This is a genomic window from Blastococcus sp. SYSU DS0753 (genome assembly GCF_054051175.1).
Genome location: NZ_JBJHAT010000004.1, coordinates 39,962 through 52,660, shown reverse-complemented (window position 1 = coordinate 52,660; position 12,699 = coordinate 39,962). Strand labels below are relative to the sequence as shown.

At 75.8% G+C, this 12,699-nt stretch carries 12 protein-coding genes; 5 read left to right on the top strand and 7 right to left on the bottom strand.

The genetic code is table 11. The features are described from left to right. Positions 1–3: 3 nt before the first annotated feature. Together ACI799_RS04965 and ACI799_RS04960 are read right to left on the bottom strand one after the other, a co-directional pair. Positions 4–663 (bottom strand): response regulator, encoded by a 660-nt coding sequence (locus ACI799_RS04965; RefSeq protein ID WP_456595771.1) that lies wholly within the window; start codon positions 661–663, stop codon positions 4–6. Continuing rightward, a complete protein-coding gene (locus ACI799_RS04960) occupies positions 660–1,838 on the bottom strand; it encodes a histidine kinase (protein ID WP_456612550.1) in 1,179 nt (392 codons plus the stop codon). The genes ACI799_RS04965 and ACI799_RS04960 overlap by 4 nt, the downstream gene beginning before the upstream one ends. A gap of 145 nt (positions 1,839–1,983) precedes the next feature. Between ACI799_RS04960 and ACI799_RS04955 the strand changes: the two genes are divergently transcribed. After that, complete coding sequence (locus ACI799_RS04955; RefSeq protein ID WP_456612549.1) at positions 1,984–2,688, top strand: hypothetical protein; 705 nt, start codon at positions 1,984–1,986, stop codon at positions 2,686–2,688. A gap of 106 nt (positions 2,689–2,794) precedes the next feature. Here the strand turns inward: ACI799_RS04955 and ACI799_RS04950 are convergent, their stop codons facing one another. The 3 genes from ACI799_RS04950 to ACI799_RS04940 are packed head-to-tail and all read right to left on the bottom strand — an operon-like array spanning position 2,795 to position 6,533. Continuing rightward, positions 2,795–4,615, bottom strand: coding sequence for an ABC-F family ATP-binding cassette domain-containing protein (locus tag ACI799_RS04950; RefSeq protein WP_456588229.1), 1,821 nt, complete (start codon positions 4,613–4,615; stop codon positions 2,795–2,797). Between the two features lie 26 nt (positions 4,616–4,641). Further along, positions 4,642–5,934 carry an MFS transporter gene (locus ACI799_RS04945; protein ID WP_456588230.1) on the bottom strand — a complete coding sequence of 431 codons (1,293 nt, stop codon included), beginning with the start codon at positions 5,932–5,934 and terminating at the stop codon, positions 4,642–4,644. Continuing rightward, entirely contained in the window at positions 5,931–6,533 is a 603-nt protein-coding gene (locus ACI799_RS04940) for a helix-turn-helix domain-containing protein (protein ID WP_456612548.1), read from the bottom strand. Before ACI799_RS04940 ends, ACI799_RS04945 begins: the two co-directional genes overlap by 4 nt. Positions 6,534–6,728: 195 nt before the next feature. Between ACI799_RS04940 and ACI799_RS04935 the strand changes: the two genes are divergently transcribed. The 3 genes from ACI799_RS04935 (at position 6,729) to ACI799_RS04925 (ending at position 9,252) form a co-directional block, all read left to right on the top strand. Then, positions 6,729–7,727, top strand: a complete 999-nt coding sequence (locus ACI799_RS04935; protein WP_456612547.1) for a pirin family protein — start codon at positions 6,729–6,731, stop codon at positions 7,725–7,727. A gap of 107 nt (positions 7,728–7,834) precedes the next feature. Next, the gene (locus ACI799_RS04930) at positions 7,835–8,803 is read left to right on the top strand and encodes a pirin family protein (protein ID WP_456612546.1); all 969 of its coding nucleotides are present in this window, start codon (positions 7,835–7,837) and stop codon (positions 8,801–8,803) included. 14 nt (positions 8,804–8,817) lie between these two features. Continuing rightward, entirely contained in the window at positions 8,818–9,252 is a 435-nt protein-coding gene (locus tag ACI799_RS04925; protein ID WP_456588234.1) for a PPOX class F420-dependent oxidoreductase, read from the top strand. 48 nt (positions 9,253–9,300) lie between these two features. On the opposite strand, the gene ACI799_RS04920 is transcribed toward ACI799_RS04925, so the two are convergent. Next, positions 9,301–10,059: a VOC family protein gene (locus tag ACI799_RS04920; RefSeq protein WP_456612545.1), complete on the bottom strand. Its 759-nt coding sequence runs from the start codon at positions 10,057–10,059 to the stop codon at positions 9,301–9,303. 59 nt (positions 10,060–10,118) lie between these two features. Continuing rightward, on the bottom strand, positions 10,119–12,170 hold the full coding sequence (locus ACI799_RS04915; RefSeq protein WP_456612544.1) for a TPM domain-containing protein: 2,052 nt from the start codon (positions 12,168–12,170) through the stop codon (positions 10,119–10,121). Positions 12,171–12,290: 120 nt separating this feature from the next. Here ACI799_RS04915 and ACI799_RS04910 point away from each other — a divergent pair, with 120 nt between their 5' ends. After that, complete coding sequence (locus ACI799_RS04910; RefSeq protein WP_456588237.1) at positions 12,291–12,653, top strand: Rieske (2Fe-2S) protein; 363 nt, start codon at positions 12,291–12,293, stop codon at positions 12,651–12,653. The last annotated feature ends 46 nt before the right edge of the window (positions 12,654–12,699 follow it).

Below are 12,699 nucleotides of genomic sequence, written 5' to 3'. Positions count from 1 at the left end.
GGCTCATCCGCCCGGCGTGACCAGCCCGCTCTCGTAGGCGAACGCCACGGCCTGCACCCGGTCGCGCAACCCGAGCTTGAGCAGCAGCCGGCTGACGTGCGTCTTGACCGTCGCCTCGCCGAGGTGCAGGCGGGCAGCGATCTCGGCGTTGGAGAGCCCGGCCGCGACGAGCGCCAGGACGTCGGTCTCCCGGTCGGTCAGCGTGCGCAGCGCGTTCGCCCGGGCCGGGTCGGGTGCGGGCGCCGCGGCGAAGGACTCGATCACCCGCAGCGTCACCGCCGGGTCGAGCAACCCCTGCCCGGCGGCGACGGTGCGCACGGCGGCGACCAGGTCCTCGGGCGGGGCGACCTTGAGCAGGAAGCCGCTGACACCGGCACGCAGCGCGGCTGCCACGTACTCGTCCTCGTCGAAGGTGGTGAGCACGACGACGCGGGTGGGCAGGTCGGCGCCGAGGATGCGGCGGGCCGCCTCGAGCCCGTCCATGCCGGGCATGCGGACGTCGAGCAGGACGACGTCGGGCCGCAGCCGGGTGACCGCGCGGACGCCCTCGGCGCCGTCGGCGGCCTCCCCGACGACCTCGATGTCGGGCTCGGCGGCGAGCACCATCCGCAACCCGGTGCGCACCATCGCCTGGTCGTCGACCAGCACCACGCGGATCGTCACGCGGTCACCGCGACGGGCACCGGGAAGGTGGCCCGGACCCGGTAGCCACCGCCGCGCACCGGCCCGACCTCGAGCGTGCCGCCGGCCACCGCCACCCGCTCGCGCATGTGCAGCTGGCCGTGCCCTCCCGCCGCGGGGCCGCCGCCGGCGCGGGGCGCCGGCACGGTGGGGCGCCCGTCGTCGGTGACGCTGACGCCCACCCGGTCGCCGGCCCAGTCGACCCGCACGCAGGTGGCCGCGGCCCCCGCGTGCCGGACGACGTTGGACAGCGCCTCCTGCACCACGCGGACGGCCGAGACGTCGACCAGCTGCGGCAGCTCCACCGGTTGCCCGGTCACGGTCAGCTCGACCGGCATCCCTCCGGCGCGCAGCTCGTCGAGCACCTCGTCCAGCCGGGACAGCGAGGGCTGCGGCGCGGGGTCGCCACCCGCCTGTTCCCGCAGGATGCCGACGACGCGCCGCATCTCCTCGACCGCCTCGCGCCCCAGCCGCTCCAGCCCGAGCAGCACGTCCTGCGCCTCGGGGTGGTCGGGCAGCAGCCGGCGCAGGCCGCCCATCTGGAGCACCATGACGCTCACCGAGTGGGCGACCGAGTCGTGCACCTCCCGGGCGATGCGGGCCCGCTCGGCGACGACGGCGGAGGCGGCGACCGCCTCCTGCTGCTCGGCCAGCCGCGCCGCCAGCACCTGGAGCTCGACCGACCGGGCCCGCGTCTGGCGGACCAGCAGCCCGACGCACCAGGCGCTGCCGAGGATCAGCGAGTAGAAGATCGCCTCCCACGGGGACGCCGCGACCACGACGACGCCGAGCACCATGCAGACGGCCGCGGCGCCGGCGGTGGCCAGGAGGCTGCGGCGCAGCGGCAGCACCGCGGCGGCGTGCCCCACCAGCAACCCCATGCCGATGAGCTGCGCGCCGCCGGGTCCGGGGAGCCCCATCGCGAGGTTGCCGGCGACGGTGGTGGCCCCCAGCACCGCGGCGGCCGCCGGCCACCGGGGGCTCAGCGCCAGCAGGGCACCGACGGCGACGCCGGGCAGCGCCGTGCCCATCCCCCAGCGGCCGGCGTAGTCGGTGTCGATCGCCGACTCCGCCAGCGCCATGAGCGCGATGCCCAGGCCCACGGCGACCCACAGCAGGCGGCCGCGGGGCAGGAGGGCGGGCGACCAGGACGGCATGGCAGCACGGTAGGGGCCGCGCGGAGCCGGGGGCATCCCCCGCGCGGCCGAACGGCGGCCCGCGCCGTTCCCCCGCAGGGCGGAGCCAGATCGGTCCGTCGCGGTGGACGCGAGGCGCTGCCCGCCGTCCCTAGCTTCTCCGGCCATGACGACCGAACTGCGCAGCCCCTCGGCTGCGACCCCGCCCACCGCCCCGACGCCCCGGAGCGCCGGCTCGCTGCTGCTGCCGATCGCCGGCGGCGCGCTGATCGTCGGTCAGCTCCTCTTCGTCGCGGGCATGGCCACCTCGCCACCGCAGGACTCGATGGCCGACGCCGACTACATCGCCTCGCTCGCCCGCGACGAGGGGCAGACGACGCTCTCGGCGCTGCTGCTGCACTACGGCAACCTCCTCAGCGGGCTGGCCTGGCTCGCCGCCCCCGCCCTCGTGCGCGGCGTGCGCGGGCGCATCCCGACCGTCGTCGGCGCGCTCATGGCGGCCCTGGGGCTGGTCACCGTGGCCGGCAACGTGCTGTTCGACTTCTGGGTCGGGGCGGTGGGCCGGCTCCTCGACGCCGGGCCGGCCGAGGCGGTCTTCGCCGACGTGCACTCCTCGACCGGCATGGCGATCGTCGGCACGGTGACCATGCTGGGGTTGCTCGGCCCGCTGGTGGCGACGATCGGGCTGGCCCGGGCCGGCGTCATCGGCTGGTGGCTGCTCGCCCCGGCGGTCGCCGGGCTGGCGCTCGCGGTGGTGCTGACGTTCTCGCCGCTGCTGTTCGCCGGGCTGATGCTGCTCGGCGCGGTGCCGGCGTTCGTGGTCGGGCTGCGGCTGCTCCAGCGGAACCGTGCCGAAGCGGCCGCCGCCTGATGTTGATCAGGTGACCTGATCAACAGGGGTCCTGGCTCACTGTCGACGGTGAGCCAGGACCCCGTGTGCTGAGCCAGGACGCCGGAGCGGGCCGGCCGCGCGGCGCTCAGCCCTCGGCGGTCTCCGAGGCGACCAGCCAGGCCTCCTCGACCTGCTCCTTCTCGGCCTGCACCGCCTTGAGCTGGGTGTCCAGCTCGGCGGCCTTGGCGTAGTCCGCGGCGGCCGCGGCCAGCTGCTCGTGCAGCCTCTTCTCGTCGGCGTCCAGCTTGAGCATCCGCCGCTCCAGCTTGGCGGCCTCCTTCTTCGCCGCCCGGGCCTCGGCCGCCGACACCGCCGGGGCCGACGTCGACGGGGCGCCCACCGGACGGGCGCCGTCGTCCCCGGCCGCCGTGGTGAGCGGGGCGCCGCCGGCCGCGCGGCGGCGCAGGTACTCCTCGACCCCGCCGGGCAGCTCGGCCAGCGACCCGTCGCCGAGCAGCGCCACGACCTTGTCGCACACCCGGTCGACGAAGTAGCGGTCGTGGCTGACCACCAGCACGGTGCCGGGGAAGCTGTCGAGCAGGTCCTCCAGCGCCGTCAGGGTGTCGATGTCCAGGTCGTTGGTGGGCTCGTCGAGGATCAGCACGTTCGGCTCGGCCATCAGCAGGCGCAGCAGCTGCAGCCGCCGCCGCTCGCCGCCGGAGAGGTCGCCGACCGGCGTCCACTGCCGGTTCGCCATGAAGCCGAACCGCTCGGCGAGCGACGAGGCGGAGATCTCCTGGTTGCCGATCCGGGCGACGCGGGCGACCTCCTGCACCGCCTCCACCACCCGCAGCGTGCGCGGCAGCTCGGTGACGTGCTGCGACAGGTACGCCGGCGCCACCGTCTGGCCGACCACCACGCGCCCGGCGTCGGGCTCGGTCTCGCCCACGAGGAGCCTGAGCAGCGACGTCTTGCCCGCGCCGTTGACCCCGACGATGCCGATCCGGTCGCCCGGGCCGACGTGCCAGGTCAGATCCTTGAAGAGGGTGCGCGGACCGTCCTCGGTGGGGACGGCGTAGTCGACGTCCTCCACGTCGTAGACGGTCTTGCCCAGGCGCCGGGCAGCGAAGCCCTGCAGCGCCATCGAGTCCCGCGGCGGCGGCTCGTCGGCGATGAGCGCCTGGGCCGCCTCGATGCGGAACCGCGGCTTGCTGGTGCGGGCCGGCGGGCCGCGCCGCAGCCAGGCCAGCTCCTTGCGGACCAGGTTCAGCCGGCGCTCCTCGGTGACCGAGGCGATCCGCGCCCGCTCCGCCCGCGCCAGCGTGTACGCCGAGTAGCCGCCGTCGTAGGAGTGCACGTTCGCGTCGGCGACCTCCCACGTGGTCGTGCAGACCTCGTCGAGGAACCACCGGTCGTGGGTGACCACGACCAGGCCACCGGTGCGCTGCTTCACGTACTCGGCGAGCCAGGCCACCCCCTCGACGTCGAGGTGGTTGGTGGGCTCGTCGAGCACCAGCAGGTCCAGCGGCCGGATGAGCTGGGCGGCCAGCGCCACCCGCCGGCGCTCGCCACCGGACATGGGGGCGACCGGCGCGTCGAGGCCCAGCCGGTCGAGCTCCAGGCCGGTGAGCACCGAGCGGACGGCCGGGTCGCCGGCCCACTCGTGCTCGGCGGCGAACATCGACGACGGCAGCACGACGTCGCGCACTGTCGCCCCCGGCGGGAGGGTGCCGGACTGGTCGAGCACCCCCATCGCGATGTCCCCGCGGCGGGTGACCCGGCCGGAGTCCGGGTCGTCGGCACCGGTGATCAGCGACAGCAGCGTGCTCTTGCCGCCGCCGTTGCGGCCGACGATCCCGATCCGCTCGCCGGCGGCGACGCCGAGGGAGACGTCGTCGAGCACCACGGTGGTGCCGTGGGCCTTGTGCACCCGCTCGAGGTTGACCAGGTTGAGGGGCGCGCTCATCGGCTGCTCGCAGAAGTCATGGGCCCTCAGTATCCGACGGTCGCCTCCCCGGGGGCCACGGTGGTGCCCGCGACGGTCGACCGGGGCAGCCGCAGGCAGCCGAGGAGGCCGAGCGCCACGACGCCGGCGACGACGAGGAAACCGGTCCCGGTGCTCGTCGCGGCGGCCAGCGGCGGGACGGTGAGGTTGCCGGCGATCCCGCCGAGCGCCAGCGCCAGCGACATCGCCGAGACGGCGGTGGCCCGGTGCGCGGCGTCGACCCGCGTGTGCAGGACCGCGGCGAGCAGCGGCCAGACGGAGCCGTGCGAGAGGTAGTACAGGGCGAAGCCGGCGGCGGCCGGCACCAGCGTGTCGGGCCCCGCGACCAGGGCGAGCGACAGGCCCCCGACGGCGAACAGCGCGGCGCAGGCGGCCGGGGTGGAGCCGCGGAGCAGCCGCCGCAGGGCCGGCGCGAGCACCGCCCCCACCGCGGAGGCTGCGAACGAGATCGCCAGGACCACGCCGTACACCGCGGCGCCGCCGTCCCGGCCGCCGGTCAGCTCGGCGAACCGGACCGGACCCAGCAGCTCGCACACGACCAGCCCGGCGCCGGTGACGGCGGTCAGCGCCAGGACCCGCCGCAGGGTGCGGTCGCCCACCGACACCCGCACCGACTCCCCCACGGTCGCCGGCACCGCACGCACCCCGGCGGCCAGCGCGCCGAGGACGCTCCCCTCGCGCGGTGGCCGGTGCTCGGTCAGCAGCCACAGCACCGCGCCGACGAACGCGACGTCGAGGACGGCGGCCCCCAGGTAGGAGAGCGCGAGCCCCTCGGCACCGCCACCGCCGAGCAGCACCGGGAGGAACCCGCCGACGACCGCGCCGACGGCGAGGCTCGCCCCGTCGGCCGCCGAGTGCTGGGCCAGGCCCGGGGCGACGTCGGCGCCCGGCTCCAGCCGGTGCACCGTGTCCACGTACCACGCCTCGAGCGGGCCGGAGTCCAGCACGCGGCCCACCCCGAGGGCGACGACCCCGGCCAGGAATCCGGCGAACGACGTCGCCGTCGCGATCAGCAGGCACGAGGCGATGTGCAGGACGGCGCCGGCCACGATGACGGGACGGCGGCCGAGCACGTCGGCCAGCCCGCCGGTGGGGAGCTCCAGCACCACGACCAGCACCCCGTGCACGGTGAACAGCACGCCGATCTCGGCGAGCGAGAGCCCCCGCGCCTGCGCGAGCAGGACGGTGATCGGCGTCGTGAGCCCGACCGGCAGCCAGCGCAGGGCGGTCAGCCCGACCAGCCGCCGGGTGGCGGAGCGGACGGTCTGCGGCGCGCTCACGTCGGCCACTCCCGCAGCGGGACCAGGTCGAGCAGCACGCAGACCTGCTCGGTGCCCTCCGCCGGCGGCGCGTCGCCAGGGTGCTCGGCCATCCAGCGCCGGAGCGTGGCGTGCAGCTCGCCGATCAGCTCCCGCGCCTGGTCGGGGCTCAGCCGGAGCCCGTAGTCGTTCAGCGTGGCGGCGTCGGTCCAGCCGGGGTCGAGCTGCTCCTTCTGCTCGAACCAGGCGTCGAGCACGCGGGCGTGCTGGTCGATCTGCAGCCGGCTCATCTCGTCCTGCACCTCGGCCCCGCCCTCCTGCGGGAGCAACTCCCCGGCCTGCCAGCTGGTCATCCGGTGCCGGGCCCGCCACCACCGCTCGCGCGCCGTCCCCTGGCCCTCGACCTCCTCCACGAAGCCGTAGGCCGCCAGCTGGCGCAGGTGGTAGCTGGTCGATCCGCTGCTCTCCCCCACGGCCCGCGCCAGGCCGCTCGCCGTCGCGGGGCCGTGCACCCGGAGCCGGCCGAGCAGCCGGCTGCGCAGCGGGTGCGCCAGTGCACGCAGGGCGCGCACGTCGGTCACCTGGACGGCCGGCTCCAGCGGCGGGGGCTTCTCGGTCACACGGTCAGGCTACGAGTGCAAAGACACCTTTGCAAAGGTCTCTTTGCGCCCAGCCCGGACCAGATCTGCACACTGGCCTCCATCAGCCGCCGTCGAGGGGGCACTTCGCAGATCTCGCGCGGGAAGAGGGGAAGACAACGGGCTCCCCGGGCGCTACGGTCACCGTTAGTTGAGCCCTCAATCAAGGAGGCCGGCATGCCTGCCGTGACCGTCGAGGACACCACCACCCTGCCGCGGGTCCCGCGCCCCGCTCCCCGCACGGTGCGCCGCCGCACCCGGTCGGTGACGACCGCCCCGTCGGGCTTCGAGGGCGAGGGCTTCCCCGTGCGCCGCGCCTTCGCCGGCGTCGACCTGCGCGCGCTGGACCCGTTCCTCCACATGGACCAGATGGGCGAGGTGGAGTACGCCCCCGGCGAGCCGAAGGGCACCAGCTGGCACCCCCACCGCGGCTTCGAGACCGTCACCTACCTCCTCGACGGCACCTTCGAGCACGCCGACTCCCACGGCGGCGGCGGCACGATCAGCAACGGCGACACCCAGTGGATGACCGCCGGTGGCGGCGTCCTGCACATCGAGCGCCCGCCGGAGCAGCTGGTGGTCAGCGGTGGCCTGTTCCACGGCCTGCAGCTGTGGGTGAACCTGCCGCGGGCGCAGAAGTGGGTCGAGCCGCGCTACCAGGACCTGCGCGCGAAGGAGTCGGTCCTGCTCGCCAGCCCGGACGCCGGCGCCCTGCTGCGGGTGATCGCCGGCGAGGTGGGCGGACACACCGGCCCCGGTTCGACATACACCCCGATGGCGATGGTGCACGCGACCGTCTCCCCCGGCGCGACGCTGGACCTACCCTGGCGGCCGGACTTCAACGCGCTGGTCTACGTGCTCTCCGGCGCCGGCTCCGTGGGGATCGACGGCGCCCCGGTGCGCACCGGCCAGCTCGCGGTGCTCGGCCCCGGGGACACCGTGACCGTGCGCGGGGCGGTGAACCAGGAGTCGCGGACGCCGGCCCTGGACGTGGTGGTCCTCGGCGGGCGGCCGATCAACGAGCCGATCGCCATGTACGGGCCGTTCGTGATGAACACCCGGCAGGAGGTGGCCGACGCGTTCGCCGACTTCTCCGCCGGCCGGCTCGGCTCGATCCCGGCGCAGCGCATCGAGGGACCCGTTCCGCACCGCGCCGTCCGGGGCGAGACTGACTGACGGCGGGGCTCCCGCCCGCGACCCCGTGCCGAGATCACGGGATCTCGGCACATCGAGCCCCCGGAACCGCCGAGATCACGGGATCTCGGCAGAGGGAGTCGTCGACGATGAGCAACCTGGAACCGCGCCCGCCCGCCCGCGGGCTGGGCGGGCTGGCGGGCACCACCGCCGGCCCCGCCCTGGACCTGCTGCCGGGCAAGGAGGTGCTGCTCGGCGAGAGCACCCGCGTGCGCCGCCTCCTGCCCACGCTCGGCCGGCGGATGGTCGGCGCCTGGGTCTTCGTCGACCACTACGGCCCCGACGACATCACCTCCTCCCCCGGCATGCAGGTGCCGCCGCACCCGCACACCGGGCTGCAGACCGTGTCGTGGCTGCTCGACGGCGAGGTGCACCACCGCGACTCGCTCGGCAGCGACGTGCGGTTCCGCCCCGGGGAGCTGGCGCTCATGACGGCCGGGCACGGGATCGCCCACTCCGAGCAGTCGCCGGCGACCCACCCGCGGTACCTGCACGGGGCCCAGTTGTGGGTGGCCCTGCCGGAGGCCGACCGTGAGGTCGCCCCGCACTTCGAGCACCACGGCGTCCTGCCCGGCTTCAGCTCCGACGGGCTCACCGCCACGGTGCTCATGGGCGGCTTCGGCGGGGTGACGTCGCCGGGGCGGGCCTACACCCCGCTGGTCGGCGTCGACCTGGAGCTCGCCGCCGGCGCCGACGTGGAGCTCCCGCTGGAGGCCGACTTCGAGTACGGGCTCCTGGCGTCAGCGGGGTCGGTCACGGTGGACGACGTCGTCCTCGAGCCCGGCGCGATGCTGTACCTGGGCACCGGCCGCACGGCGCTGCGGGTGCGGGCAGGGGCGGCGTCCCGGTTGCTGCTGCTCGGCGGGGAGCCGTTCGAGGAACGCCTGGTGATGTGGTGGAACTTCATCGGCCGCTCGGGCGAGGAGGTCGCCGAGTACGCCGAGCAGTGGAACGCCGAGTCGCGGCGCTTCGGCACCGTCGTCGGTTACGACGGCGACCGGCTGGAGGCGCCGCCGCTACCCCCGGTCGCGCTCTGGCCGCGCGGCCGGGTCCGCTGAGGCAGGCTTTGGGCATGAGCGACCCCACCCGGCCGGATCCTCGGCTGCTGCAGTTCGTCGCCGAGCAGCGCTGGGGCGTGCTCGCCACGATCAAGCGCGACGGCCGACCGCAGCTGTCCAACGTCGGCTACGCCTGGGACGACGGCCTGATCCGCGTCTCGGTGACCGCCGACCGCGCGAAGACCCGCAACCTGCAGCGCGACCCGCGGGTGACGCTGCACGTGGCGTCGAAGGACTTCTGGACCTGGGTCGCCGTCGAGGGCACCGCCGAGCTCACCCCGGTCGCGCAGGAGCCGCACGACCCCACCGTCGAGGAGCTGATCGCCTACTACCGCGGCGTCTCCGGCGAGCACGAGAACTGGGACGAGTACCGGGCGGCGATGGTCGCCGACCGGCGGCTGGTCGTCCGGTTCCGGCCCGAGCACGCGTACGGGCAGCTGCCGGGCTGAGCCCGGCGCCGCCGGTGCGCCCGGTTCGCACCGGCTGCCGGGCGGAGCTCAGCCGGCCGGCACCTGCATGACGGAGAACGACGCGCCCCACGGGTCGGCGACGACCGCGAAGCGGCCGTACTCGGTGTCCTCGGCCGGGAGGAGCACCTTCCCGCCCGCGGCGGTCACCGCGGCGACCGCGGCGTCGGTCGAGGCCACCGCGAAGCAGGTTGACCAGCCCTTGGGCGCACCGGGGACCACGCCGCCGAGCCCGCCCAGCGGGTCACTACCGGTGGCGAAGGTCGTGTAGCCCTCCGCGCCCGGGATCTCCTCGAACCGGAACCCGAAGACGGCGGTGTAGAACTCCCGGGCCGCCGCCGGGTCGTCGACCGCCGCCTCGTTCCACACCAGCGAGCCCGGTTCGTTGTACCGCTGCACGCCGGGGTGCTCGCCGGCCTGCCACAGGCCGAACGGGTGGCCCTGCGGGTCGAGGGCGATGACCATCGTGCCCATCGGCCCGACCGCCATCGGCTCCACCACGACCGTGCCACCGGCCTCCCGGATCCGGGTGACCGTGGCGGCCGCGTCGTCCGTCGCGAAGTACGTGGTCCAGCGGGGCGGGGCGCCCCCGTCCGTCTGCGGTCCGAGGCCGGCCACCGCCCGCCCGTCCTTCTGGGCGTCCAGGTAGCCGCCGAACTCGGGCTCGCCGCCGGTGTACTCCCAGCCGAGCAGCGCGGCGTAGAACTCCTTCGCCGCCGCCAGGTCGGCGGCGCCGTAGTCCACCCAGCACGGCGTCCCGGCCGGCCAGGCGGTGTCTCGCGTGGGCATGGTTGCCTCCTCCGGTTGTGGGGGAGGTCACCGTCCCACCGGAGTACGACGGTTCGGGGCTAGAACGTCCCGCCCCCGCCGCGGCCGCCGCCGCCGAACGAGCCGCCCCCACCGAGACCGCCGCCGCCGAACGACCCGCCTCCGCCACGACCGCCGAACCCGCTGCCGCCGAAGCCCCCACCACCGAAGCCGCCGCCGAACCCGCCGCCGTGGCCGCGTCCGCCGCCCAGCAGGATGCCGCCCAGCACGAGGCTGCCGAGGTCCACGCCACCGCGGCGGTACCCGCCCCCGTAGCCGCCGCCGAACCCACCGGGTCCGTACCCGGAATTCCACCGGTCGACGTCGTCCTGCGCCAGGTCGAGGGCGTGCTGGGCCAGCATGCCCGCCTGGTGGGCCTCCCGCAGCGCGCTTACCGGGTCGGTCCCGCCCAGGTCGACGGCTGCCTCCAGGTGCCGCCGCGCCTCGGCGAGCCGGGTGCGCGCCTGGGGACCGACCGCCCCACGGCGGGTGTCGATGAAGTCCGCGGCCGCGGCGACCGCCGAGCGCGCGTTGAGCAGCGACTGCTCCAGCGCCGCCGCGGCCCGGCGGGCCTGGGTCTGCGCGTCGCGGGCCGCCGCGAGCGCGGTGTCGGCGTCCTCGAGCTGCCGGAGCGCGGCCAGCGGGTCACCCGGGGTGCCGTCGGCCGGGTGCAGGGCGGCATCGCAGGCCGCGAGCGCCGACTCGGCGCGGGCGATCTGCGGCTCCAGGCCCGTGCGGTCCCCGGCGGCGACCAGCGCCCGGGCCTCGGCCAGGTCCTTCTCGGTCTCTGCGCGGGCGGCCGCGACCCGGCCGGCGGCGGCGTCGAGGTCGGCGGCGAGCCGGCCGACGGCGTCCAGCAGCGTGCCCGTCTGCGCCGCGGCGTCCTCGGCCGCGCGGATGTCGCCGACGGCGTCGCCGCTCCGCCCCTCGGCCAGCGCCGCCCGCGCCTCCCGGACCTCCTGCTCGGCGGCGGCCAGCCGCGCCCGGGCCTGCTCCACGTTGTCCGCCACGGGAGCGGATGCGGTCGCCGCGTACCGGCTCCGGAGCGCGGCCAGCCGCTGCTCCTCCTGCGGGATCCGGTCGCCCAGCCCGGCCAGCCGCGGCTCCAGCGCGTCCAGCACCTGCGGCGCGTTGTGCTCGAGGTCGCGCAGCCGCTGGAAGGCCTCGCTCTGCTCGTCGAGCCGGGCGCCGGCGGCGCCGGTGAGCGCCAGGATCTCGGCCAGCATCCGGCGGGTGGTGGGCTCGTCCTCCGGGATGTCGTCGTCGAGCTCCTGGCGCAGCGTGAAGGCCCGGGACAGCTCCTTCCTGGACTGCGCCAGCGCGGCGTCGAAGCCGGCGACGGCGTCCTCGCCGTACTGCGACCGGGCGAAGTCGAGGTCCAGCTGCGAGGTCTTCACGGCCTCGTCGAGGTCCAGCAGCGCCTCGCTGGCGCGGCCCTGCAGCTGGTCGGTGGGCACGCCCTCGTACGGATCGGGCTCCCGCCGCCGACCGGGCGGCAGAGCGGTGCCGCTCCGGTTCCGGCGCGAGCGGCTGAGCAGGTAGGCGCCGCCCCCGACGACCGCGAGGCCGCCGAGCACCAGCAGCGGCCCCACCCCGCCGGAGCCGCCGTCGGCGGACCCGGTCGGCTCCTCCGCGGCCGCGCCGCCGTCGCGCAGCAGATCCGCGAACGCCGCCACGCCGCCGGCCCAGTCGCCCTCGCCGAACTGCGGGGCGACCCGCTCGTCGGTCAGCGAGTCGAATTCGGCGCCGGTCACCGGGAAGTCGGCCGGCCGCACCGTGCCGTACTGCCCGTCGTCGACGGCGACGGCCAGCAGCGCGTCCTCCTCGCCGAGCTGGGTCAGCTCGGCCGTGGCCTGGGCCCACTCCTCCTGGTCCGCGCCGTCGAAGCTGGACACGAACACCACGTAGAGGTCGGTCCGGGTGTCGGCGCGCAGGTCGTCGACGACGTCCTGCACCCGGCCGGTGCCACCCTGGAGGACGCCGACCTCGTCGACGACCTGGTCGGGCAGCCGGAACGGCGGCACCGCGTACGCCGGCCCGCCGGTGAGCAGGAGGACGGCGAGCACCCCCAGGACGACGCACAGCCGGCGCACGGAGACCTCCTGGACGGGTGAAGGGGAACCCGGACGACCCTACCGACGGCCGAGGGGTCCGGCCCGACCGCCGTGGGTACGGCTCCTCCGCCGCCGACCCGCCGTGCCGAGGAGCCCCGCGTGCCCGAGCCCGACTCCGTCCCCGCCGCCGATCTGCCGCCCGGAGCGGTCCGCCGCGCCGGCGGCTGGGCCGTGGGCAACCGGGGGGACGACGAGTACTTCGCCGTCTCCCGGCGGTGCCGCCACCAGCTGGCCGACCTCGCCGAGGGCAGCGTCGACGCCCACGGGTGCCTGGTCTGCCCGTGGCACGGCAGCCGCTACGACGTGCGCACCGGCGAGATGGTGCAGGGACCGCGCGGCTTCCTCGGCTACCACGGGCCGACGCCGGTCTACACCCAGCTGGTGCGGCTGCTGGGGTCGGTGGCCCGGCTGCGCGTGCGCCGGGCGGTCCGCCGCGGGGACGACGTCGTGGTGACCGACTGAGGCATAGGAAGCTATTCGTGCGTATCCGGGTGCGAGAACGCACGCA